Origin of the sequence: Actinoallomurus oryzae, from assembly GCF_039541955.1 — a bacterium.
Lineage (GTDB): Bacteria > Actinomycetota > Actinomycetes > Streptosporangiales > Streptosporangiaceae > Actinoallomurus > Actinoallomurus oryzae.
This window is the reverse complement of the sequence record NZ_BAABHF010000049.1, coordinates 1-24740: the sequence shown is the minus strand read 5'-3', so window position 1 is coordinate 24740 and position 24740 is coordinate 1. Positions and strand designations below refer to the sequence as shown.

The following is a 24740-nucleotide window of genomic DNA, read 5'->3' as shown; positions in this document are numbered from 1 at the left end:
GCGTTTCCGTAACCAGCGACTTGGCTGAGTCTAGACCCTTGACGGCCTGCGATTGCCCCCTTACGGTTCAACCCATCTTCACTGCAATCGATTACACAGGAGGCGACAATGGTGAGGGCGGCCGGGAGCGAGCAGACGCTGGGCGTGTTCCCTCCCAAGCCGAACGCGATCGAGGAGCTGTTCGGCACCTCGAAGGTCGTCATCGGCGTGATCCACCTGCCTCCGCTGCCCGGCAGCCCGGAGTATCAGGGCACCCCGCTCGACGAGATCTCCGTCTTCGCGATCGAGGAGGCGCGGGCGTACCTGGAGGGCGGCTGCCACGGGCTCATCGTGGAGAACCACTGGGACATCCCGTTCCTCAAGCCGGGGGAGCACGGCTATGAGACCGCGGCGGCGATGGCCGTGGTGACCGACCGCGTACGGCACGCGACCCTGGAGAGCGCCGGCGGCCGGCTGGGCGTCAGCGTCCTGTCCAACGCCGCCGAGTGCTCGATCGCCTCCGCCTGGTCCGGTGGCGCCGGCTTCGTCCGGGTCAACCAGTGGGCCAACGCATATGTCGCCAACGAGGGCATCATCGAGGGCCAGTCGGCGCACGCCACCCGCTATCGGAGCCGGATCGGCGCGGGCCCCGTCAAGGTCTTCGCCGACGTGCACGTCAAGCACGGCTCCCACGCGATCGTCGCCGACCGTACGCTGGCCGAGCAGACCGAGGACGCCGAGTTCTTCAACGCCGACGTGCTGATCGCCACCGGGTCGCGGACCGGCGACGCGGCCGCGCTGGACGAGGTCGAGGGCATCGCCGCGCACACCACGCTCCCGGTCGTGATCGGTTCCGGCATCACCGCCGGCAACATCGGCGGGCTGCTGCCCGCCTGCGACGGCGTCATCGTGGCGTCCTCGGTGAAGGACAACGGCCGCTGGTGGGGCCGCGTCGACACCGGCAAGGTCCGTGAGCTGACCGCCGCGGCGGCCAAGGCGGGCGTGGTCCTTCCGTGATCGTCTTCTGTGGCTACGCCAACACCGACCTGACCGTACGCGTCCCGGTGCTGCCGGGGCCCGGCGCCCGGGTGCAGGCCACGGGGGTCTCCTACGGCGAGGGCGGGATGGCGGCCAACGCGTCGGTGGCGGCGGCCCGGATGGGCGCCGACGCCCGGTTCGCGGGCGTGGTCGGCGACGACGCGCTGAGCACGGCGTTCCTCCGGACGCTCGCGGCCGAGGGGGTCGGAACGGACTGGACGGCCCGTACCGCCGAGCTCACCACCGCGGTCGTCCTGCTCACCCCGGACGGCGAGCGCTCCATCATCAGCCAGGACGACGCGCTCGACGCCGCTCACGTCGCCGAGGTCGTACGCACCGCCCGCGAGGCGGGCGCGGACTGGCTCTACCTGGACGGCTACCGCTTCCCCGCGGCGGCCGGCGCGCTGGCGGCCGGGCAGGGACGGCCGCGCGTGGTCGTGGACCTCGACGGCTGCTCCGGGCCGGAGGCGATACGCACCGCCCTGTCGGCCGCCGACCACGCGATCGGTGGCCGCGCGCAGCTCACCGAGTACGTCGGCGACGACAAAGCGCTGGTCAGAGCGGCTATCGAACACCAGGTATACCTGATGGTCACCGACGGTCCCCGCGGCTGGACCCTGCTGACGCCCACCGGCGAACGCCACGACGGCGAGGCGATCAAGGTGGACACCGTGGACGCCACGGGCGCCGGCGACTGCTTCGCCGGCACCTACTGCGCGGAGCTGGACCGGGGCACCGCACCGCTGGACGCGGCGCGCTTCGCCGCCGTCGCCGCCGGCCTGTCGTGCACCCGGCCCGGCGCCCGCGACGGAATGCCCCGGCGCGAGGCGGTCGGCGCCTACCTCCGAACGCGCCCCGGCCGCCAGGCGGCGGTCCGATCCCAGCCAGCCCACTCCCAGGGAGAGGAGAGATGATGCGACGTACGGTGACGGCCGTGGTCTCGATCGGCCTGCTGCTGACGACCATCGGGTGTGACACGGCGGCCAGGCGGGAGATCGCCGCGGAGAAGAGGGCCACCGAACAAGGACCGCCCCCGCCCGCGAAGATCGTCCAGTCGTGCCGGATCCAGGGTCACCAGCCCAAGATCGGCATCGTCCCGATCAACCTCCAGGCGCTGTTCTTCAATCAGATCAACACCGGCGCGCAGACGGTCGCGCGCAAGGCCGGCGCGCAGATGCAGATCGTCAACGGCAACGACGACTCCTCCACCCAGGCCAACGCGATCGACGACCTGGTGGCCAACCACTACGACGCGATCATCGTGGACGCGATCGACACCGAGGGCATCAAGCCCGCGATCCGGCGGGCGAAGGCGGCCGGAGTCCCGGTCGTCGCCGTGGACGCCACCGTCGACGACCCGGCCGTCGCCACCCAGGTCGGCACGGCCAACGCCGAGGGCGGGAAGCAGCTCGGCGACGCACTGCTCAAGATCACCGGTGGCCGGGGCGACATCGGCGTGGTCGGCGCGCTCAACAGCACCATCCAGAACGAGCGGCAGAAGGGCTTCACCGACGAGGTCACCGCCAAGGGCATGAAGATCAAGAACGTGGTCGACGGGCGCAACATCCAGGAGAACGCCCAGACCGCGGCCGAGAACCTGCTCACCGGCGCCCCCGACCTGAAGTACGCCTACGCCACCGGCGAGCCCGCCCTCATCGGCCTGGCCGCCGCCGTCGTCAGCCAGCAGCGCACCAAGGACCTCAAGGTCGTCGGATGGGACCTGTCCTCGCAGGCGGTGGACGGGCTGCGGGCCGGCTGGATCCTCGGCGTCGTGCAGCAGAACACCTTCCAGTTCGGCTACGACGCGATGAACGCGGCGATCGGCCTGGCCTGCCACCGGACCGTGGCCAAGGACATCCCGGTGCCGACCCAGATCGTCACCCCGGCCAACGTCAAGAACTACCTCTACTACCTGGAGAAGTGATGAGCGATACCTCGCTGGTCACCCTGAGAGGGATCACCAAGTCGTTCGGCGCGGTCCAGTCCCTGCGGGGCGTCGACCTCACCCTCGCCCCCGGAGAGGTGCTCGGCCTGGTCGGCGACAACGGCGCCGGGAAGTCGACGCTGATGAAGGTCCTGGCCGGGGCCATCCAGCACGACGCCGGCCAGATCACCATCGACGGCCGCGACGTCCGCTTCGCCAGCCCCGCCGACGCGCGGCGCGAACGCATCGGGATCGTCTACCAGGACCTCGCCCTCTGCGACACCCTCGACGTCGCGAGCAACCTCTTCCTGGGCCGCGAGCCGCGCAAGGGCCCGTTCATCGACCGCCGGGCGATGCACGAGAAGGCCGCCGAGACCCTGTCGGAGCTGCACGTCCGCGTGAAGTCGACGTACCAGGAGATCGGCCGGCTCTCCGGCGGGCAGCGGCAGGCGGTGGCGATCGCCCGGGCCGTCTCGTTCCAGCCGCGCGTGCTGATCCTGGACGAACCGACCGCGGCGCTCGCGGTCGCGGAGGTACGGCAGGTCCTCCGGATGATCCGCGACGTCGCCGCCCAGGGCGTCGGCGTCATCCTGATCACCCACCGCCTGCAGGACCTGTTCGAGGTCTGCGACCGCATCACCGTGATGTACGAGGGCCGCAGCGTCGAGGACGAGCCGGTGTCCGCGCTGGACATCGAACGGCTCGTCGCCATGATCACCCGTTCCGACGCAGAGGAGGCGGCTTGACATGAGTGAGCGAAGCGAGGGAATCGAAGACACGCCCCTGTGGTCACGCCCTCCGACGAAGGAGGACTCATGACCGCCGAGACCGTCCCCACCGTGCTCGCCGAGACGCCCAGCTGGTGGGAACGCGCCAACAAGGCGACCCTGGCCATGCTCGGCGTCACCGTGGTGCTGTTCCTCGCCTTCGGGATCGCCGCCCCGAACTTCCTGACCTTCGGCAACATCTCCAACCTGGCCACCCAGGTGGCGATCACCCTGATCGTCGCGGTCGCCATGACCTTCGTGATCACTACCGGCCAGATCGACCTGTCGGTGGGCTCGACGGTCGCGTTCGTGGCCACCGGCACCGCCGAGATGCTGCGCGCCGGATGGGACTCCTCCATCGTGATCGTCGCCGCGCTGGTGGCGGGGCTCCTCTGGGGCGCGGTCAACGGCTGGCTGTCGGCACACCAGAAGATCCCGCCCTTCATCGTCACCCTCGCCACCATGTCGGTGATCCGGGGCATCGCGCAGCTGTGGACGCAGGGCTTCTCCGTGCCGATCGACCGGCGGCTGTTCGTCGCCAAGATCGGTGACGCCAAGTTCCTCGGCTTCTCCGCGCTGGCCTGGATCGCGCTGGTCACGGTCGTCCTCGGGGGCGTGCTGCTGTCCAAGATGCGGTTCGGCAACTACGTCAACGGCATCGGTTCCCAGGAGGAGTCGGTGCGCCGCGCCGGGGTGAACACCGACCGGATCAAGATGATCACGTTGATGCTGACCGGCCTGGCCGCCGGAGTGGCGGGCCTGCTCACCGCGGCGCGGCTGGGCTCCGGCTCGGCCAACTCCGGGCAGGGCTTCGAGCTCACCGTGATCGCCGCGGTCGTGCTCGGCGGCACCGATCTGTTCGGCGGCCGGGGCACGATGGTCGGCACCATCATCGGCGCGGTCATCACCGGCGTGATCGCCAACGGCCTGACCCTGCTCGGCGTGAGCCCGTTCCTCACCCCGATCGTGACCGGCCTGGTGCTGCTCGTCGCGATCTGGATCAACCTGCGGGGCCGTTCCCTCGCCGACCTGTTCGCCCATCTGACGCGCAGATCATGACCGAGGCGACGGTGACGACGGTGACCGGGCCCGTGCCCAGTGCGGAGCTCGGCCTCACCCTCACCCACGAGCACCTGCGCAACGACGTACGGAAGGCGGTCACAGAGCCGGACGACCCGCGGCTGGGCTTCCTGCGGGAGGCCCGGACCACCCCGGACCTGGCCTGGCTGCTGCGCGAGCAGCCGTACGCCAGCCTCGACCACTGCGTCCTGGACGACACCGACGCGATGCTGGCCGACCTGCGCGCGTTCGCCGCGTCCGGGGGCGGCACGGTCGTCGACGTCACCCCGGGCGGCCTCGGGCGCGACCCGAGGGTGCTGCGGTCGCTCGCCGAGCGCAGCGGTCTGCGGATCGTCATGGGCTCCGGCTGGTACCTGGAGCGGTTCCACCCGGCGCACGTGTCGTCGGCCGGGGAGCGCCGCCTCGCCGCGGAACTGGTGGCCGAGTTCACCGACGGCGCCGAGGGCACCGGGATCTCCCCGGGCGTCATCGGCGAGATCGGGGTGTCGCCGGACTTCACCGAGGACGAGCACACGGCGTTGCGCGCCGCCGCGCGCGCCCAGCGCGAGACCGGCGTCCCGCTCTATGTCCACCTGCCCGGCTGGCAGCGCCGGGCGCACGAGGTCCTCGACATCGTCCTGGGGGAGTACGGGGTGGCACCCGGCGCCGTCGTGCTGTGCCACATGGACCCCTCCCACGACGACCCCGGCTACCAGGAGGCCGTCGCCGGCCGTGGCGTCTGGCTCGAGTTCGACATGATCGGGATGCCGTTCCGCTATCCAGGGGAGGGGCAGTCCCCGGCGCCGCACGAGACCGCGCGTGCGATCGCGCGGCTCATCGGGCGCGGGCACGGCGAGCGCCTTCTGCTCAGTCACGACGTGTTCCTCAAGAGCATGCTCACCGCGTACGGCGGCAACGGGTTCGGCTACGTGCCCACGCTCTTCGTCCCCCGGCTGGTCGAGCACGGCGTCGCCCCAGAGGTCGCCGAAGGCCTCCTGCGGACCAACCCCGCCCGGCTGTTCGACCAGGCGGCGTCATGACCGAGCGCAGCGAGGGAATCGAAGACACGGCCCTGTGGTCACGCCCTCCGACGCAGGAGGAATTCATGACCGGACACCGGTCGCCATGAGAGAAAGAAGGAGTACACAGTGAGCCGCGTCCTGATCGCCGGCGAGAGCTGGATCACCCAGTCCACCCACATCAAGGGGGTCGACTCGTTCACCACCAGCTCGTACGTCGTCGGCGTCGAACCGCTGCGCCGGGCGCTGGAGAGCCGCGGGCACGAGGTCGTTCACCTGCCCGCCCACCTGGTGCCGGCCGGGTTCCCCGGTGACGCCGCCGCGCTGGCCGAGTACGACGTGGTCGTGCTCTCCGACATCGGCGCGAACTCCCTGCAGCTCGCCCCCGAGGTGTTCGAGCGGGCGCGGCCGGGCGCCGACCGGATCGCCGCGCTGCGCGGCTGGGTCGGCGACGGCGGCGGCCTGCTGATGGTCGGCGGCTATCTCTCGTTCACCGGTTTCGAGGCCAAGGCCGCGTACCGCAACACGGCGCTGCACGAGGTGCTTCCGGTCGAGCTGCTGCCCGAGGACGACCGGGTCGAACTGCCCGCGGGCGCGAAACCGGAGGTCACCGGCCCGGGTCACCCCGCGCTCGGCGGTGTCGACGGCGACTGGCCGCTGCTGCTGGGCTACAACCGCGTCCGGCCCCGCCCCGGCGCGGACGTCCTGGCCACGCTGAACGGCGACCCGCTGGTCGCCGTCGGCGGCCACGGCTCGGGACGCTCGGCGGTGTTCACCTCCGACTGCTCACCGCACTGGGCGCCCACGCCGTTCTGCGAGGAATGGGACGGCTACGCCATGGTGTTCGGCGGCCTCGTCGAGTGGCTCGCCGGATGAGCGAGCGGAGCAAAGAACACGCGCGCCTGGTCTCTCCCCCGACGAAGGAAGACTCATGAGCGAGCGTACGCCGCACGGCCCGGTGAGCCGATCCGGGCGGCTGCTCGGCGCGTGCGCCGCGACCATGGAACGGGCGCTCGGCATGCGGTTCGTCGAGGAGGTCACCGCCGGGACGATCGGCGACACGGCCTACGCCGACTACCTGGCGATCGAGGAGTCCTTCGTCGAGACGGCCACCCGCCTGCACGGCCTGGCCGTGTGGGACGCCCCGGACCGTACGGCGCTGGAACGCAACGCGCGGGCGGTGCACGCGCTGACGACCGAACAGGCGGACTACTTCCGCGCGGCCCGCGCCGCCTGGCCCGTTCCGGCCCGGCCGGACGTGGCCGGGCGGGCGGCCGTGCTGTCGGAGTTCGCGCTGGCCGCCGCGCGCGAGGGCGGGTATCCGGCGGTGATGACCGTGCTGTTCGCCGCGGAGAGCCTGTACTCCGCCTGGTGCACCCGCGCGCACGAGCGGGGCGACGTCCCGGCCGGGCCGATCGCCGACTGGGTGTCCCTGCACGCCGGCGCGGAGTTCCGCGCGGGCGTGGCGGCCCTGGCGGCCCAGGTCGACGCGCTGCCCGCCGACCTCCCGGACGAGCGCGTCGACCGCTGGTTCACCGGGATGCTCGAGGCCGAGATCGCCTTCCACGACGCGGTGTACCGCTGAGAGGGCGGAGCGGCCGGTCAGGGTGAGCCGCGGCTGGAGAAGCGGGGGCCGAACGCCGGGACGAGCCGCCGGCCGACCGCTCCCTGCCGCCGGGGGCGAGCCTCACCGGCACGCCCCGGGTCGCTTCTTTCAGCTCCTTTCATGTCGCGGTCACCGGGAGTGGTGCGCGTCGGTCCTGCTCGGGCGGGTGTCCGGCGCGCGCCGGGTTACAGCGGGTTAACCCGCCGGAAATCTCCCTGTTGACAAGGACTCTCATGGCTTGGATGGTGTGGGAGCGCTCCCACGCCCGCCAGCTGAGCCCCGTGCTTGAAGGGAGTCCTCGCCTTGACGGAGACCGCCACACCCGCCGAGGTGGCCGGGACGCCGACACTCGCCGACGTCGCCGCGCTCGCCGGCGTCTCACCCGCGACCGTCTCGCGTGTCATCAACGGCAGCGCCCGTGTCAGCCATCGCGCCCGAACCCAGGTCGAACGCGCCATCGACCGGCTCGGCTACGTACGTAACCGCGCCGCGCCGCACGGCCGATCGATCGCGTTAGTGATCTGCGAGGACGACGGCCGGGTGTTCAGCGACGGCACCTTCGCCCGGCTCCTCGCCGGCGTACGGCGCGCGCTCGGCGACGAGCGCGAGCTGGTCGTGATGGTCGCCGGCCGGACGGCCCACTGGTCGACGGTGCCGCGCTACCTGCGCGGAGGCGGGGCCGACGGTGTCCTGCTGGTCAGCGCGTACGACGTGCCCTGCGTGCCGCTCCGCCAGGCCGGTGTCCCGGTGCTGCTGTGCGGCCGTCCCGTCGGGCTCTCCTCGCTGCCGTACGTCGGCGTGGACGACCGCGGCGGCGCGCGAGCGGCGGTCGACTACCTCGTCCGCTCCGGCCGCCGGACGATCGGGACGATCGCCGGGCCGCCCGACCGGGCCACGGGCATCGACCGGCTCGACGGCTACCGGGCGGCGATGGCCGAGATCGGCGTCGCGACACCGGGCCTCATCGCCTACGGAGACCTTCGCCAGGCGTCGGGAGAGCACGCGATGAACAAGCTGCTCGACCGGCGCCCGGACATCGACGCGGTGCTCGCCGCCTCGGACCAGATGGCGGTCGGCGCCCTGCGCGCGCTGCGGCGCACCGGCCGGCGCATCCCGCACGACGTCGCGGTGGTCGGGTTCGACGACGCGCCGATCGCCGGTCGCGTACGGCCGAGGCTCACCACCGTCCGCTGCCCCCTCGAGGAGCTGGGCGCCCGGATGGCGCGCGAGCTCCTGGCCCGGATCGCCGGCGCTCCCGGCCGCAACGTCGTCCTCGACACCGAACTCATCATCCGCGATTCCGCGTAACGGCCACCCTCCCGTCGATCAGCCCCCCGCCAGGAGGAACACATGAGAAGACACCCCCGATGGCGATCATTACTGGTCGCCCTGTCGCTCCTGTCCGGCGCGCTCGTCGCCGGGCAGAGCGCGCGCGCCGCCGACGTCCAGTGCAAGGTCGACTACACGGTCAACGACTGGGGGTCCGGCTTCACCGCGAACCTCACGCTGACCAACCTCGGCCCGGCGATCAACGGCTGGACGCTGAAGTACTCCTACGCCGGGAACCAGAAGCTCACCCAGGGCTGGAGCGGCGACTGGTCCCAGTCCGGCAAGGACGTCACCGTCGCCAACCTGAGCTGGAACGGCACGCTCGCCACGAACGCGAGCGTCAGCCTCGGCGCCAACTTCACCTACAGCGGCACGAACGCCGACCCCACGTCGTTCTCCCTCAACGGCACGACGTGCACCGGCGCGCACCAGGCGCCCACCGTCACGCTGACCAGCCCCGCCGCGGGTGCGACCTACTCCGCGGGCGCGACGGTTCCGCTGGCCGCCACCGCGGCGGCGGCCGACGGCGCGTCGATCAGCAAGGTCGAGTTCTACGACGACACCACGCTGCTCGGCACCGACACCTCCGCGCCGTACGCGTTCGACTGGACGTCCGTGCCGGCCGGTGACCACTCGCTGTACGCCAAGGCGTACGACAGCCAGGGCGCCACGGCCGAGTCGACACCCGTCGGCGTGCACGTCGTGAGCGGGCCCGCGATCGTCGCGAGCCCGGCGGCCCTGGCGGTCCAGCAGGGCAAGAGCGGGACGTTCGGCGTGAAGCTGTCCGGGCAGCCGTCCGGCGATGTCACGGTCACCGTCACCCGCACCAGCGGGAACACCGGGCTGTCGGTCTCCGGCGGCGGCACGCTGACCTTCACCCCGGCGAACTGGTCCACCGCGCAGAACGTCACGGTCAGCGCGGACGACTCCGGCACCGGCGCGGCGGTGTTCACCGCGAAGGCCACCGGCTACGACCCCGCCACGGTCACGGTCACCGAGACCAAGTCCAACGGGGCGTACGAGGACCGCTTCCTCACGCTCTACAACAAGATCACCGACCCGGCGAACGGCTACTTCAGCAAGGAGGGCATCCCGTACCACTCGGTCGAGACGCTGATGGTCGAGGCGCCGGACCAGGGTCATGAGACCACCTCCGAGGCGTACAGCTACCTGATCTGGCTGCAGGCGGTGTACGGCAAGGTCACCGGCGACTGGAGCAGGTTCAACGACGCGTGGGCGCTGATGGAGAAGTACATGATCCCCACGCACGCCGACCAGCCGACCAACTCCTTCTACAACGCGAGCAAGCCCGCGACGTACGCCCCCGAGCACGACCTGCCCGACCAGTACCCCGCGCAGCTCGACTCCGGCGTGAGCGTCGGCCAGGACCCCATCGCCGCTGAGCTGAAGGCCGCGTACGGCACCGACGACATCTACGGCATGCACTGGCTCGAGGACGTCGACAACGTCTACGGCTACGGCGACACCCCCGGCGGCGGCTGCGAGAACGGCCCGTCGACCAACGCTCCGTCCTACATCAACACCTACCAGCGCGGCGCGCAGGAGTCGGTCTGGGAGACCATCCCGCAGCCGACCTGCGACAAGTTCGCCTACGGCGGCAAGAACGGCTACCTGGACCTGTTCGTGGGCGACTCCTCGTACGCCAAGCAGTGGAAGTACACCGACGCGCCGGACGCCGACGCGCGGGCCATCCAGGCGGCGTACTGGGCCGACACCTGGGCCAAGGACCAGGGCAAGGGCGCGGACGTGTCCGCGACCGTGGCCAAGGCCGGGAAGATGGGCGACTACCTGCGCTACGCGTTCTTCGACAAGTACTTCAAGAAGATCGGCGGTTGCACGAGCCCGAGCTGCCCGGCCGGCACCGGCAAGGACAGCGAGCACTACCTGCTCTCCTGGTACTACGCCTGGGGCGGCGCGACCGACACCGGCGCCGGCTGGGCCTGGCGCATCGGCGACAGCGCGTCCCACTCGGGCTACCAGAACCCGCTCGCGGCGTACGCGCTGGTCAACGACACCGCGATGCGCCCGAAGTCGGCCACCGGCGTGGACGACTGGAAGAAGAGCCTGCAGCGGCAGCTGGAGTTCTACCGGTGGCTGCAGTCCGCCGAGGGCGCGATCGCCGGCGGCGCGACGAACAGCTGGGGCGGAGCGTACGGCACCCCGCCCGCCGGCGACTCCACCTTCTACGGCATGGCCTACGACTGGCAGCCGGTCTACCACGACCCGCCGAGCAACCAGTGGTTCGGCTTCCAGGCGTGGTCGATGGAGCGCGTCGCCGAGTACTACTACGTCACCGGCGACACCACGGCCAAGGTGCTGCTGGACAAGTGGGTCGCGTGGGCCACGGACAACACCACGCTGAACCCGGACGGGACCTACCAGATCCCCTCCACGCTGCACTGGAGCGGCCAGCCCGACACCTGGAATCCCTCCAGCCCCGGCACGAACGCCGGCCTGCACGTCACGATCGCCGACTACACGAACGACGTCGGCGTGACCGCGGCGTACGCCAAGACGCTGTCCTACTACGGCGCCAAGTCCGGCGACGCGACGGCCAAGGCCACCGCCAAGACCCTCCTGGACGACATGTGGACGAACGACCAGGACGCGATCGGCATCTCGGTGCCGGAGACCAGGGCCGACTACAACCGCTTCACCCAGTCCTACAGCACGTCCAACACCAACCATGACGGCGTGTACGTGCCGCCGGGGTGGACCGGCACCATGCCGAACGGCGACCCGATCAACTCCAGCGCGACGTTCCTGTCCATCCGGTCCTGGTACAAGCAGGACCCCGCCTGGTCGAAGGTGCAGGGCTACCTGAACGGCGGGACCGCCCCGACGTTCAACTACCACCGCTTCTGGGCCCAGTCCGACATCGCCATGGCGATGGCGACGTACGGGCAGCTCTTCGACCAGTGACAAGCCGGTCCCGGGGACGCGAGGGAGCGCTTCCCGCGTCCCCGGGGCCCCACCTCCGCGAGGTACCACCATGGAATCCGTCCGAACCCGTGCCGCCCTCACCGTCTTAGGTGCGCTGTTCCTCCTGCTCGCCCTCATACCGGTCGCGCGTCCCGCCCGCGCGGCCACCCAGCTCTGCGGCGCGACGCAGACCGTCGCGGTGAACGGCGGCGAGTACATCGCGCAGAACAACGTGTGGGGCGCGGCCACCCCGCAGTGCATCAGCGTCTCCGGCACGTCGTTCACCGTCGACTCCTCCGGTCACGCGAACCCCACGAACGGTGCGCCCGCGTCGTACCCGTCCCTCTTCAAGGGCTGCCACTGGGGCCTGTGCACCACCGGCAGCGGCCTGCCGGTCCAGGTCGGCACGATGCCCGCGGTGACGAGCGACTGGAGCACCGTCCAGCCGGCCTCCGGCACGTACGACGTGGCCTACGACCTCTGGTACGACACCGCGCCGGCCACCACGACCGACCCGGACGGCGCCGAGCTGATGATCTGGCTGAACAGCCGCGGCGGCGTCCAGCCCGCCGGGTCCCGTATCGCCTCCGGCGTGTCCATCGGCGGCGCCACCTGGGACGTCTGGTACTCCCGCATGAACTGGAACTACGTCGCGTACGTCCGCACGTCCGGCACCACGTCGGTGAGCGGCCTGGACCTGCGCGCGTTCACCCGTGACGCGGTGACGCGCGGCTACATCCAGAACTCCTGGTACTTCATCGACGCCGAGGCCGGGTTCGAGATCTGGCAGGGTGGCGCCGGGCTGGCCACCGGGTCCTTCGCCGTCAACGTGGGCGGCGGCGAAGAGACGCCGCCTCCGCCGTCCGGCGCCGCGTGCACCGCGGACCTGCGCGTGGACAACGCCTGGTCCGGCGGCTTCACCGCCACGGTGACCGTCACCAACACCGGCGATCGCACGCTGACCGGCTGGTCCGCGGACTGGACGTTCCCCGCCGGCCAGACCGTACAGAACGCCTGGAACGCCACCGTCACCCAGAGCGGCCGGTCGGCGCACGCGGTCAACGCCTCCTACAACGGCGCCCTCGCCCCGGGAGCGGCCACGACGTTCGGCTTCCAGGGCACCGGGTCCGCCGCCGACACGCCCTCGCTCACCTGCACACCCGCCTGAGCCCCCTCCCCGGGGGACCCACCCCCGGGGTACTTCCGCCAGAGTCCCGAGGAGGACGCATCCGCATGAATGTCCACGTCCATCGCCCGCGTGCGGGCCGGTCGGCAGCGGTGGGGCTGGCCGCCCTGACGCTCGGTCTCGCCTCGACGCTCGTCGCCGCCGGGCCGGCGCACGCGGCGACCGGCTGCACGGTCGGCTACACCACCAACGACTGGGGTGGCGGCTTCACCGCCGCCCTGAGCATCACCAACCTCGGCGATCCGCTCACCTCCTGGACGCTGGAGTGGGACTTCGCCGGTAACCAGCAGGTCACCCAGGGCTGGAGCGGCACCTTCTCCCAGTCCGGGAAGCACGTCACGGTCAAGAACGCCTCCTACAACGGCGGCCTGGGCACGAACGCCTCGACGTCGCTGGGCTTCAACGGCTCCTACTCCGGCACGAACGCCGCGCCCACGTCGTTCAAGCTGAACGGCGTGACCTGCGACGGCTCCACCTCCGGCGGCGGTGACGGCGGTGGCCCGACCGAGCCCCCGCCGAGCGACGGCGACCACGCCGACAACCCGTTCACCGGTGGCAAGGGATACGTGAACCCCGAGTGGTCCGCCGAGGCCTCGGGCGACGGCGGCTCCGCGGTGGCGAACCAGCCGACGGCGGTGTGGCTCGACCGCATCGCGGCGATCAACGGGGTGAACGGCGGGATGGGCCTGCGCGCCCACCTCGACGCCGCCGTGGCGCAGGGCGCGAGCTACGCGCAGTTCGTCATCTACGACCTGCCCGGCCGCGACTGCGCGGCGCTGGCCTCCAACGGCGAACTCGGCCCGACGGAGCTCAGCCGCTACCAGAGCGACTACATCGACCCGATCGCCTCGATCATGGCCGACTCGAAGTACGCGAACCTGAAGATCGTCGCCTACATCGAGCCGGACTCGCTGCCCAACCTGGTCACCAACGTCAGCGGCAACACCGCGACCACCGCGTGCCAGACCATGCAGCAGAACGGCAACTACGTGAAGGGCGTCCAGTACGCCCTGAACAAGCTGCACGCGATCAGCAACGTCTACACCTACCTCGACGCGGCGCACCACGGCTGGCTCGGCTGGGACAGCAACTTCGGCCCGGCCGCCCAGCTGTTCGCCACCGTCGCCCGGGGCACGACGGCCGGGGTGAACAGCGTCGACGGCTTCGTCATCAACACCGCCAACTACTCGCCCACCACCGAGCCGTACCTGCCGGTCAACGACCAGACCCGCCAGTCGAAGTGGGTGGACTGGAACTACTACGTCGACGAGTCGAGCTTCGGGGCGGCGTTCCGCCAGCAGCTCATCTCCGACGGCTTCCCGTCCGGCATCGGCATGGTCATCGACACGTCCCGCAACGGCTGGGGCGGTTCGAGCCGCCCGACCGGCCCGAGCTCGGCCAGTGACATCAACACGCAGGTCGACGCCGAGCGTGTCGACCGCCGGCCGCACGTCGGCGACTGGTGCAACCAGGCCGGCGCGGGGCTCGGCGCCCGCCCGACCGCGGCCCCGGCCGCCGGCTTCGACGCGTACGCGTGGGTGAAGCCGCCGGGCGAGTCCGACGGCGCCAGCAAGTCCATCCCCAATGACGAGGGCAAGGGCTTCGACCAGATGTGCGACCCGAACTACGGCGGCAACGTCCGCAACGGCAACAACCCGAGCGGCGCGCTGCCGGACGCCCCGCTGTCCGGCCACTGGTTCTCCGCCCAGTTCCACCAGCTCGTGCAGAACGCCTACCCACCGCTCTCCTGAGGCACGCGATGGTCTCCTGAGGTACGCGACGGGCGGGGACGCCGGAAGGCGTTCCCGCCCGTCGCGCGTTCCGCCCCCGCCATGGGCATATAGTAGGTTCCGACTATTAGGAATCGGTGATCACATGGCGAAGCGGAAGGTGTCCAACACCCTCGCGTTGGCCGTCCTGGGCCTGTTGCAGGAGCAGCCGATGCACCCGTACGAGATGGCGTCCGTTCTGCGGGAACGGCACAAGGACAGCAGCTTCAAGGTCAACTCCGGCTCGTTGTACGACACCGTCGAGGCGCTCGCCCGGCATGGCTGGATCGAGCCGGTGGAGACCGAGCGCGACGGCAGACGGCCCGAGCGGACCGTGTACGCGCACACCAAGCTCGGCCAGGACGAGTTCGTCCACTGGATCGACGAGCTCATCCGCACGCCCGTCGCGGAGTATCCGAAGTTCATGGCCGCGGTGTCCTACCTCGGCGCGCTCGGGCCCGACGGCGCGACGGACGCGCTGGCCGAACGCGCGGACCACCTGGAGGCACGGATCGAGGAGACCAGGGCCGTGCTGGCCGAGACGGTCGGCTCCGGCCGGGTGCCCCGGCTGTTCATGATCGAGGTCGAGTGCGCGCTGCACGCCTGGGAGGCCGAGCGGGACTGGACGCGGCGGACCATCGCCGAAATCCGCGACGGCAGCCTGTTCTGGCCCCGCGTCGAACGGGCCGAACAGGGATGGACCTGGTCCGCACCCGCGGACCAGAAGGGACGGAAATGACCGACGTGCTCATCGTGGGAGCCGGACCGGCCGGGCTCCTGCTCGCCTGCGAACTCCGGCTCGCCGGCGTCGACGCGGTCGTGCTCGAACGCCACCCCCGGCGGCCGGACTTCTGCCGGGGCTTCAACCTCAACGCCCGCGCCCTGGACGTGCTGGCGCGGCGCGGGCTCGCCGACCGGCTCATCGCCGAGGGCCGGCGGGTTCCGCACGCCGCGTTCTCCGGACTGCCGGTGACGCTCGGCCTCGCCGGCGCGCACACCGACCATCCGTACTCCCTGGGCATCCCGCAGACCCGGGTCGAGGAGGTCCTCGAGGCGCACGCCCGCGACCTCGGAGCCGACATCCGGCGCGGGCACGAGCTGCGTGTCCTGGAGCAGGACGCGGACTCCGTCACCGCCACCGTCGCCACCCGCGACGGCGAATACCGCGTCCGGGCGGCGTACCTGGCCGGCTGCGACGGCGGCCGCAGCACCGTCCGCAAGCAGGCCGGAATCGACTTCCCCGGCACCGAGGCGACCCGCTTCTCCCTGCTCGGCGACGTCGAGCTCGCCGATCCCGGGGAGCTGCCGTTCGGTCCCAGCACCGGTCCCGGCGGGTCGGTGTTCGTCATCCCCCGCCCCGGCTACGTCCGGATCATCACCACCGACCCGCGACCGCCGGCGGACAAGGACGCCCGGGTCACCCTGGACCTGCTCCAGACCGCGGTGGACGACGCGCTCGGACGCCATGTCGAGTTGCGCGCCCCGCGCTGGCTGACCCGGTTCGGCGACGCGGCCCGGCAGGCGTCCGCGTACGTCCGGGGCAGGGTCGTCCTGGCCGGTGACGCCGCGCACATCCATCCGCCGGCCGGAGCGATCGGCGTCAACGTCGCCCTGGACGACGCGTTCAACCTCGGCTGGAAACTCGCCGCCACCGTACGCGGGGACGCGCCGGATCATCTCCTCGGCGGCTACCACACCGAACGCCACGCGGCCGGCGCGCACGTGCTGGCCAACACGCAGGCCCAGGTGCTGCTCGGTAACTCCGGCGACCGGCTCGGGCCGCTCATCGACCTGCTCACTCGCGTCGCCGGCCACTCTGACGGCAACCGGGCCTTCGCCGAGGTCATCACCGGCCTGGACACCCGCTACGACATGAGCCCGGGCACCGGCCATCCCTGGCTCGGCCGCCTGGCGCCCAACCTGACACTGACCGTCGGCGACAGCACCACCGACCTCGCCACGCTGCTGACCCCCGGCCGCGGGGTCCTCCTCGACCTGACCGGAGGAAGCGCCGTCCCCGAGTCGGCCGCGGGCTGGGCCGGCCGCGTCGACACCGTCGCCGCGGCCTGCCCCGGCCATCCAGAACTCCGCACCATCCTCGTACGGCCGGACGGCCACACCGCCTGGCTGAGCACCACCGGCAACGACGGCCTCGACCGAGCGCTCGAGCACTGGTTCGGCCCGGCGGCGGAGCGTGGCGGCCGGAGCCGGCGTCGCCTATGAGGGGGTCCCTCGTCATGCCCGATCGCGTTCAGGGGCACCCTCACGCACGGCCGTGGCGCGTTGGTGGCCGGTTGCGAGAGAACTTCGTTGAACGTCGGGGAGGTCGGTGGCGTCTGAGGGGGCATGAGCCTGAGATGCGAACGGTGTGACGGGGCGCTGGTCCCCGTCCAGTACGGCATGCCCGTTGACGACGAGCCGTACCGGCGCCACGAACGTCGCGAGATCTACTTCACCGGCGGGTGCATGGGCGGACCGGAGCCGTGGTGGTGCTGGTCGTGTGAGAAGTTCGCCGACCCCGAACCGCGTCCCCCGCACTCGCTGACCGTGGAGGGCTACCAGCTCTCCGTGCTCGGCGTCATGCGCCGCATCGCTCCGGAGGCCCGCTTCGACCCGCCGGCGCCCTACGACGACCCGCCGGCTCACCTGGTGGAGGACGCCGATCAGTGGAGCGCGCTGGAGATGCCGAAGATCAAGGACCTGGCGGCGATCCTGGGCGACCCGGTCAGCGGCGGCTCCTGCCGGCACCGGTTCGCCCTTCCGCTGTGGCCCGATTTCTGGCTTGAGCACACGAGCCTGGACACCGAGGTCGCGCAGTACGTCGTCGACCGGCGGTTCGTGCGCAGGTCGGGCGAGCCGATGCGGTCACCGGACGATCTGCGCCCGTGGTCCGTCCTGCGGCCGGAGGCCGAGGCGTTCTTCGGTTGGGAGCCCACCCGGATGCCCAACGCGTACTTCCACGTCGTGCCGTTCGAGCTCGAAGGACGCCCGGTGAAGGCGTATTTCGTCCATGACCTCCTCATCCAGGTCTCGAAGGCCTCGGAGGATCAGGTACGACATGGCTAGATCCGGATGACCTGGAGGCGCAGGCGCCCAGGTTCCGGTGCGCCGGACTGACCGGGACGGTGTGGCCGGAGGTCAGGACAGGCCGACGCGCCGTGCGGCGTCGTCCCAGGCGGTCTCGTCGCCGCGGGGGTGGTAGACGGTCAGGTTCTGGGTTCGTCTCACCAGTTCGCGCGGGTCGGTGGTCAGGCCGTGGGCGCGGGCCTGGACCAGGGCGTTGCCGATGGCGGTCGCCTCGACCGGGCCCGCCACGACCGGCAGCCCGCAGGCGTCGGCGGTCAGCTGGCACAGCAGGGTGTTGCGCGCTCCGCCGCCGACCACATGCACCACCTCGACGGACCGGCCGGACAGCCGGGCGGCGTCGCGGATGGCCGCGCGATGGCCGAGGGCGAGGCTCTCCAGGACGCACCGTACGACCTCCGCGCGTCCGGCCGGAGGCCGCTGGTCGGTGCGTTCGCAGTACGCGGCGATCCGCGCCGGCATGTCGCCGGGCGGGATGAAGGACTGATCGCCGGGGTCGACGAGCGCGGCGAACGGTGGGACCTCCGCCGCGGCGGCGAGCAGCTCCGGCAGGCGCTCCTCGGCGTGCCAGGCGCGCAGCGACTCCTGGAGCAGCCACAGGCCCATCACGTTGCGCAGGTAACGGATGGTGCCGCCGACGCCGACCTCGTTCGTGAAGCCGGCGATCCGGCTCTCCTCCGTCAGCACCGGGGCGGTCAGCTCCACCCCGGCCAGCGACCAGGTGCCGCACGAGACGTACCCGAAGCGGTCGTGTTCGGCGGGCACCGCGAACACGGCCGAGGCGGTGTCGTGCGAGCCGACCGCCGTGACCGGCAGCGACTCCGGCAGCTCGGTCTCGGCGGCGACGTCGGGCCGCAGGGTGCCGATGACCTCGCCCGGCCGCCGCAGCGGCGGGAAGATCTTCGTGGGCAGGCCGAGCCGGGTGATGAGGGGGTACGCCCAGTCGCCGGCGCGCACGTCGTACAGGCCGGTCGTGGAGGCGTTCGTCAGCTCAGCGCCGGCCTCGCCCGTCAGCCAGTACGCGAGAAGGTCGGGCACCATCAGCAGCGTGCGCGCCGACTCCGGGACCGGTGCGGACAGCAGCTGGTAGACGGTGTTGAACGGCAGGAACTGCAGTCCGCCGACGTCGTACAGGGTCTGCGCGCCCACCTCGGCGACGACGTCGTCCATGACGCCGTCGGCCCGGCCGTCACGGTAGTGGACGGGGTTGCCGATCAGGACGCCCGCGGCGTCGAGCAGCCCGTAGTCGACCGCCCAGGAGTCGACCCCGATCGACGCGATGCCCTCCGCGTTCCGCAGGCCGTCCAGCACGTGCCCGTACAGGCCGAGGACGTCCCAGTAGAGCGTGCCCGCCGCGCGTACGGGGCGGTTGGGGAAACGACGCGCCTCGCGAAGCGCCAGTTCGTCCTCGCCCACCCGGGCGATCATCACGCGCCCGCTGGAGGCGCCGAGGTCCACGGCGGCGAATGATCGCGGCTGCATGTCTCCCCAATCCGGCTCGGTGGTGCACAGGTCGGTGGCGGGCCCGGGCGGTCGGCCCGCGTCAGGCGTCGACGATCAGGATCGACAGGCGGCGCGGTCCGTGCACGCCCTCGACGCGGGACAGCTCGATGTCGCTCGTGGCCGACGGACCGGACACGAACGTGATGGGCCGGTCCGGCGACAGGCGCTCGATCGCCTCGGGCACGTCCGCGACGATCTGGGCCGTCTCGACGACGACCAGATGGACGTCCGGGACCAGGGTGAGCGCCCGCCGGCCCTGCCCGGGGCCGTGGTCGAGCACGACCGTGCCGGTCTCGGCGATGGCGACCGCGCAGCCGGTGACCACGCCGTCGAGCGCGTCGAGTTCCGCGACGGAGAGCGGCGGATCGTCTCGCACGGCGTCGAACTCGGCCGTCCACGCGTCGGGCAGCCCGGCCGGCACGGCGAACCGGCCGTCCGTCTCGCCCAGGGCCGCGGGCAGCTCGGCGCGGGCGATCCGCCGTACCTCGGCCCGGTAGTGGGCGGCGCGCTCGGCGAACAGGGCCACGACGTCGCCGTCGTGATGCCGGCGCAGATAGTGCCGGGGGATGGCGTCGTAGCCGGTCACGGGCGCGTCGCCGAGCCGGCGCAGGATCTCCTCACGGGCGCTCATCGGCGGCTCCACCAGTCACGGAAGCTCTCCGTCGGGGGGACGGGCGCGTCGCGGGTGTCGGTCCAGCGTGCCAGCGGGCCGGGCAGCCGCCCGATGAAGCCCCGTCGGCCGAGCACCCGTCCGGCCGTACCGGCCAGCCGCTGCCCGAACGCCAGCCGGGTGGGGGAGCGCAGCGTCCAGGCGGCGAACCGCATGGCGGCCCGCTCGGTACGGGCGTGGACGGCGCGTGACCGCAGGTGGACCAGCACCTCGGGGATGTCGATCGCGACCGGGCACGCCTCGAAGCACGCGCCGCACAGCGTCGAGGCGTACGGCAGTGAGTCGTCGACGGGCGAGCCGGTGCCGCGCAGCTGGGGCGACAGGATCGCCCCGATCGGCCCGGGGTACGGCGACCCGTACGCGTGGCCGCCCGCCCGCTGGTAGACGGGGCAGACGTTCAGGCACGCGGAGCAGCGGATGCAGCGCAGCGCCTGGCGGCCCACCTCGTCGTCGCGCGTCGCGACGCGGCCGTTGTCGACCAGCACGAGGTGGAAGGTCTGTCCCTCCGTCGCGCCCGACCAGATCGACGTGTAGGGGTTCATCCGCTCGGCGGTGGAGGAGCGCGGCAGGAGCTGCAGGAAGACCTCCAGGTCGCGCCAGGACGGCAGGACCTTCTCGATGCCCATGACGGAGATGAGCGTCTCCGGCAGCGTGAGGCACATCCGCCCGTTGCCCTCGGACTCCACGACGACGAGCGAGCCGGTCTCGGCTACCGCGAAGTTCGCCCCGGACACCGCCACCTTCGCGGCGAGGAACCGCTCGCGCAGGTGGGTGCGGGCGGCCTCGGCGAGACGAGCGGGATCGTCGGTGAGGTCGTCGGGCGCCCCGGGCATCTCCCGGCGGAAGATCTCGCGGATCTCCGCCCGGTTCCGGTGGATCGCCGGAACCAGGATGTGGGAGGGGCGGTCGCCGCCGAGCTGCACGATCAGCTCGGCCAGGTCGGTCTCGTACGCGTGGATGCCGGCGGCGTCGAGGGCCTCGTTCAGCCCGATCTCCTGCGTGGCCATCGACTTGACCTTGACCACCTCGGTCTCGCCGGTGGCCTTGATCAGGTCGGTGACGACCTGGTTCGCCTCGGCGGCGTCGCGGGCCCAGTGCACCGTGCCGCCGCGGGCCGTCACCTGCTCCTCCAGCAGGCGCAGGTAGTGCCCCAGGTGCTCGATCGTGTGGTCCTTGATCTGTTTCGCGGTCTCCCGCAGCTCCGCCCAGTCGGCCAGCTCGCCGACGGCGGCGGCGCGCTTGGTGCGGATCGTCGTGGTGGCGTGCGCGAGGTTGCGGCGCAACTGCGTGTCGCGTACGGCCGCCCGCGCGGCGTCCGGAAAGGCGGGCATCCCCACATACGTCGGCATGCGCGCGGCCCGGGGCGCGGCCCCTGCCGTCCGTTGGTTAGTGGACATAGGTCTTCCGCCGATCCGTTCGTTCATTAGTCGCGCGAAGTTGCCTCGGAATGTCGGTGGTGGTCGTTAGCGTGTGGGCATGCAGTTCCGGCTTGAGCCCACGCCCATTCAAGAGCAGGCGCTGCTGGAGCACTGCGCGCACGCCCGATATGTCTGGAATCTCGCGGTCGAGCAGCATCAGCATTGGCGGCCGGGGCGAGCTCCCGCCCCCGGTTACGCCGAGCAGTGCCGCCAGTTGACCGAGGCCAGGAAAGCATTCGAGTGGTTGGCGGCGGGGTCGCAGACGGTGCAGCAGCAGGCGCTCCGGGACTTCGCCCAAGCCATGGCGAACTTCTTCGCCGGAACACATCGGCGGCCGAGCTGGCGCAAGGCGGGTCGGCATGAGGGGTTCCGGATCGTCGGCGGACGGGCCAAACATTGGGACGTGCGCCGCCTGTCCCGCAAGACCGGAGAGGTGCGGATCCCGAAGGTCGGCTGGGTGAGGTTCCGCTGGTCCCGCCAGGCCCCCGATGAGGCCAAATCCTTCCGAGTCAATCGGGACCGGGCGGGCCGTTGGCACGTGTGCTTCGCGGTGATCCCACCTCCGATCGAACGACCGGCTACGGGCGGGATCGTCGGGGTGGACCGGGGCGTGGCCGTCTCGGCCGCCCTGTCGACAGGCGAACGGCTGTCGGTACCCGGCCTGCGCGAGACCGAGGCCGCGCGCCTGCGGCGCCTGCAGCACCGGTTGGCGCGCGCAAAGCCGAGGTCGAACCGGCGGGCGCGGGTGAAGATGGCGATGGGCCGGTTGAAGGCGCGTGAGGCCGATCGGCGTAAGAACTGGGTGGAGCAGATCTCCACCCGTCTGGCCGCCGAGTATGACTTGATTCGGGTCGAGGACTTGAAAATCCGGAACATGGTGCGGTCTGCGCGCGGCACTATTACCACGCCAGGCACAAATGTGCGGGCCAAGGCCGGGCTCAACCGTTCCATCCACGCGGCTGGCTGGGGCCTGCTGGTCACTCGCCTGGAGCACAAGGCGCCGGGCCGGGTGGAGAAGATCGACCCCGCGTACACTTCCCAGATCTGTCATGCCTGCGGGCACTGCGCAGCGGAGAATCGTGAGAGCCAAGCGGTCTTTCGTTGTCGCGCCTGCGGGCATGTCGATCACGCGGATGTGAACGCGGCCAAAAACATCGCCGTCGGACGGACGGTGACAGCGCGGGGAGCCCTCCAGCCGCTGGGCGGGGCTGTGAACTGCGAACCTCAACCTGTTCTCACCTCCGGGTAGATCGGGTTGAAATCCCCCGCCTTCCAGGGCGGGGGAGGACGTCAATCGGTGGCCGCCAGGATCTCGGCCAGGTGCAGGGTCCGTACGCCCGTCCGCAGCCGCGACAGCAGGCCGCCGATGTGCGCGAGGCAGGAGTTGTCCGCCGCGCAGACCACCTCGGCGCCGGTCTGCCGGATCCGGGCGACCTTGTCGGCGCCCATCGCGGCCGACACGTCGGGGTTCTTCAGCGCGAACGTGCCGCCGAAGCCGCAGCACTCGGCGGCGTCCGGCAACTCGACGAGGTCGATCCCGCGTACGGCGCGCAGCAGCCGCAGCGGCCGGTCGCCGACGCCGAGCGCCCGCAGCGAGTGGCAGGTCGGGTGGTAGGTCACGCGATGTGGGAAGTACGCGCCGACGTCCTCGACGCCGAGCACGTCGACGAGCAGTTCGGTCAGTTCGTGGACACGAGGGCCGATCCGACGCGTCTCCTCGGCCAGGCCGGGGTCGCCGACGGCACGGGCGACGCGTACGTGGTTCTCGCGGACCATCCCGGCGCAGGACGCCGACGGGACGACGATCGCGTCGAAGGGTTGGAACGTTTTAACGAAATCCCGGACGAGCGGCCCGCACTCCCGGTCGTACCCCGTGTTGTAGTGCATCTGCCCGCAGCAGGTCTGCTCGGCGGGGAAGACGACCTCGTGCCCGAGCCGCTCCAGGAGCGTGACCACCGCCTTGCCGGTGCCGGGGTAGAGGGTGTCGTTGAAGCAGGTGACGAACAGGGCGATGCGCATGTCAGCGGCTCGATTCGCGGACGACGAGTTCGGGCTGGAACATGATCTGCTGGTGTGCGTGGCCGTCCGGGTCGTCGCACTCGTCCAGCAGCAGTTCGGTGGCGATCTTGCCGAGCTGGTACGTCGGCTGCCGGATCGAGCTGAGCGGTACGGTGCCGGCCGCGGAGAACTCGATGTCGTCATAACCGATCAGCGCCACGTCGTCGGGCACCTTCACTCCCGCCTGGGAGAGCGCGCGCAGGACGCCCAGCGCGAGCATGTCATTGGCGCAGAAGATCGCGTCGGGTAGCCCGGCGGCCAGCAGCTTCTCGGCGGCGGCACGGCCGCCGTTCGCGTTCATCTCCGGGACGATCATCTCCTCCAGAGCCCGCACCGGCAGGCCGGCGGTGCGCAGCGCGCGCCGCGCCCCCTTCCGCCGCTCGCTGCACTGCCGGATCGCCATCGGCCCGGACACGTACGCCAGCCGTTCGGCGCCCCGGTCCAGCAGATGCGTCACGGCGAGGTCGCCGCCGGCCACGTCGTCGACGGACACCGAGCACAGGTCACCGGGTGCCGAGTGGTCGACGAGCACGACGGCGACGTCGCGGGCGCGCAGCGTCTCCACGCTCGCGAGATCCTCGCCCGCAGGGGTGATGAGGACGCCGCGGACCCGCTGTTCGGCCAGGACCCGCAGGTTGCGTGCCTCCTTCTCGAAGGACTCGCCGGAGTTGCACAGGATGACCGCGTGGTCGCGGTCGCTGACGACGTCCTCGACGCCGCGGGCGACCTCGACGAAGAAGGGGTTGCCGACGTCGAGCACGACCAGGCCGATCGCCCGGTTCTGCCCGGCGCGCAGCGTCGCCGCCGAGCCGTTGCGCACGAAGCCCAGATCGCGGATGGCCTGCTCGACGCGGTCACGCGTCTCCGCCCGTACCCGCTCGGGATGGTTCAGCACGTTCGAGACCGTGCCGGGAGACACGCCGGCTCGCCGAGCGACCTCCTTGATCCCCACGGTGCCCATGCCCAACGCCGGTACCTCTTCTCCGCGATCTGCTGGCGTTCACTGTGAACGACCTGATTAAAACGTGTCAACTCGCTCCCGGGTGGCGGTCCGGCCGGTCCGACGGTGACCTTCTCGTTACCTCGACGGCGTTCTTCCTGGTCAGAGATGCAGTGAACGTGGCGTTTCCGGAAGATCGCGACGATGTGACTCTTGACCGCACCGCGCCCTCAGATCTACGGTCCCAGGTCAATCACGTTAAAACGTTTTTATCCCGTTCAACTTCCGGAGGAAGCATGAGCGAGTCGCCACCGATCCTCGCGCTGTCGAACGTCAGTAAGTCGTTCGGTGCCGTGCGGGCTCTGCAGGGCGTCTCCCTGGAGCTGTGGGGCGGAGAGATTCACGCGCTCGCCGGGGAGAACGGGGCGGGTAAGTCCACGCTGGTGAA

At 71.2% G+C, this 24740-nt stretch carries 22 protein-coding genes; 17 read left to right on the top strand and 5 right to left on the bottom strand.

The features are described from left to right. Positions 1–108: 108 nt before the first annotated feature. The 15 genes from ABEA10_RS40945 (at position 109) to ABEA10_RS40875 (ending at position 17685) form a co-directional block, all read left to right on the top strand. A complete protein-coding gene (locus tag ABEA10_RS40945; RefSeq protein WP_345473443.1) occupies positions 109–996 on the top strand; it encodes a BtpA/SgcQ family protein in 888 nt (295 codons plus the stop codon). Next, positions 993–1931: a carbohydrate kinase family protein gene (locus tag ABEA10_RS40940; protein WP_345473441.1), complete on the top strand. Its 939-nt coding sequence runs from the start codon at positions 993–995 to the stop codon at positions 1929–1931. The genes ABEA10_RS40945 and ABEA10_RS40940 overlap by 4 nt, the downstream gene beginning before the upstream one ends. Then, positions 1931–2941 (top strand): substrate-binding domain-containing protein, encoded by a 1011-nt coding sequence (locus tag ABEA10_RS40935; protein ID WP_345473439.1) that lies wholly within the window; start codon positions 1931–1933, stop codon positions 2939–2941. The genes ABEA10_RS40940 and ABEA10_RS40935 overlap by 1 nt, the downstream gene beginning before the upstream one ends. After that, on the top strand, positions 2941–3687 hold the full coding sequence (locus ABEA10_RS40930; protein WP_345473438.1) for an ATP-binding cassette domain-containing protein: 747 nt from the start codon (positions 2941–2943) through the stop codon (positions 3685–3687). Before ABEA10_RS40935 ends, ABEA10_RS40930 begins: the two co-directional genes overlap by 1 nt. Before the next feature lie 69 nt (positions 3688–3756). Then, positions 3757–4767: an ABC transporter permease gene (locus ABEA10_RS40925; RefSeq protein WP_345473436.1), complete on the top strand. Its 1011-nt coding sequence runs from the start codon at positions 3757–3759 to the stop codon at positions 4765–4767. Next, positions 4764–5807: a phosphotriesterase family protein gene (locus ABEA10_RS40920; RefSeq protein ID WP_345473434.1), complete on the top strand. Its 1044-nt coding sequence runs from the start codon at positions 4764–4766 to the stop codon at positions 5805–5807. Before ABEA10_RS40925 ends, ABEA10_RS40920 begins: the two co-directional genes overlap by 4 nt. A gap of 108 nt (positions 5808–5915) precedes the next feature. Next, entirely contained in the window at positions 5916–6662 is a 747-nt protein-coding gene (locus ABEA10_RS40915; RefSeq protein WP_345473433.1) for a glutamine amidotransferase, read from the top strand. A gap of 55 nt (positions 6663–6717) precedes the next feature. Then, a complete protein-coding gene (locus tag ABEA10_RS40910; RefSeq protein WP_345473431.1) occupies positions 6718–7371 on the top strand; it encodes a TenA family protein in 654 nt (217 codons plus the stop codon). A gap of 324 nt (positions 7372–7695) precedes the next feature. Then, positions 7696–8700: a LacI family DNA-binding transcriptional regulator gene (locus ABEA10_RS40905; RefSeq protein ID WP_345473429.1), complete on the top strand. Its 1005-nt coding sequence runs from the start codon at positions 7696–7698 to the stop codon at positions 8698–8700. A 42-nt stretch (positions 8701–8742) separates the two neighbouring features. Continuing rightward, positions 8743–11664, top strand: a complete 2922-nt coding sequence (locus ABEA10_RS40900; RefSeq protein WP_345473427.1) for a glycoside hydrolase family 48 protein — start codon at positions 8743–8745, stop codon at positions 11662–11664. A 70-nt stretch (positions 11665–11734) separates the two neighbouring features. Beyond that, a complete protein-coding gene (locus ABEA10_RS40895; protein WP_345473425.1) occupies positions 11735–12832 on the top strand; it encodes a GH12 family glycosyl hydrolase domain-containing protein in 1098 nt (365 codons plus the stop codon). Positions 12833–12897: 65 nt separating this feature from the next. Continuing rightward, positions 12898–14601 carry a glycoside hydrolase family 6 protein gene (locus tag ABEA10_RS40890; RefSeq protein WP_345473424.1) on the top strand — a complete coding sequence of 568 codons (1704 nt, stop codon included), beginning with the start codon at positions 12898–12900 and terminating at the stop codon, positions 14599–14601. A 124-nt stretch (positions 14602–14725) separates the two neighbouring features. Then, positions 14726–15358, top strand: coding sequence for a PadR family transcriptional regulator (locus ABEA10_RS40885; protein WP_345473422.1), 633 nt, complete (start codon positions 14726–14728; stop codon positions 15356–15358). Further along, on the top strand, positions 15355–16842 hold the full coding sequence (locus ABEA10_RS40880; protein WP_345473420.1) for an FAD-dependent monooxygenase: 1488 nt from the start codon (positions 15355–15357) through the stop codon (positions 16840–16842). The genes ABEA10_RS40885 and ABEA10_RS40880 overlap by 4 nt, the downstream gene beginning before the upstream one ends. Before the next feature lie 123 nt (positions 16843–16965). After that, on the top strand, positions 16966–17685 hold the full coding sequence (locus ABEA10_RS40875; RefSeq protein WP_345473418.1) for a hypothetical protein: 720 nt from the start codon (positions 16966–16968) through the stop codon (positions 17683–17685). Positions 17686–17757: 72 nt separating this feature from the next. Here ABEA10_RS40875 and ABEA10_RS40870 read toward each other — a convergent pair whose 3' ends face one another. The 3 genes from ABEA10_RS40870 to ABEA10_RS40860 form a co-directional block, all read right to left on the bottom strand. Next, positions 17758–19185, bottom strand: coding sequence for a rhamnulokinase (locus ABEA10_RS40870; RefSeq protein WP_345473416.1), 1428 nt, complete (start codon positions 19183–19185; stop codon positions 17758–17760). Positions 19186–19246: 61 nt separating this feature from the next. Further along, the gene (locus ABEA10_RS40865) at positions 19247–19837 is read right to left on the bottom strand and encodes a LutC/YkgG family protein (protein ID WP_345473414.1); all 591 of its coding nucleotides are present in this window, start codon (positions 19835–19837) and stop codon (positions 19247–19249) included. After that, complete coding sequence (locus tag ABEA10_RS40860) at positions 19834–21207, bottom strand: lactate utilization protein B (protein ID WP_345473412.1); 1374 nt, start codon at positions 21205–21207, stop codon at positions 19834–19836. Before ABEA10_RS40860 ends, ABEA10_RS40865 begins: the two co-directional genes overlap by 4 nt. Positions 21208–21352: 145 nt before the next feature. Here ABEA10_RS40860 and ABEA10_RS40855 point away from each other — a divergent pair, with 145 nt between their 5' ends. Continuing rightward, complete coding sequence (locus ABEA10_RS40855) at positions 21353–22543, top strand: RNA-guided endonuclease InsQ/TnpB family protein (RefSeq protein ID WP_345473410.1); 1191 nt, start codon at positions 21353–21355, stop codon at positions 22541–22543. Between the two features lie 41 nt (positions 22544–22584). On the opposite strand, the gene ABEA10_RS40850 is transcribed toward ABEA10_RS40855, so the two are convergent. After that, positions 22585–23313, bottom strand: coding sequence for a (Fe-S)-binding protein (locus ABEA10_RS40850; RefSeq protein ID WP_329239671.1), 729 nt, complete (start codon positions 23311–23313; stop codon positions 22585–22587). A gap of 1 nt (position 23314) precedes the next feature. Next, entirely contained in the window at positions 23315–24313 is a 999-nt protein-coding gene (locus ABEA10_RS40845; RefSeq protein WP_329239667.1) for a LacI family DNA-binding transcriptional regulator, read from the bottom strand. A 275-nt stretch (positions 24314–24588) separates the two neighbouring features. Here ABEA10_RS40845 and ABEA10_RS40840 point away from each other — a divergent pair. Next, a partial coding sequence (locus ABEA10_RS40840) for an ATP-binding cassette domain-containing protein (RefSeq protein WP_345473738.1) occupies positions 24589–24740 on the top strand: 152 nt, incomplete at its 3' end.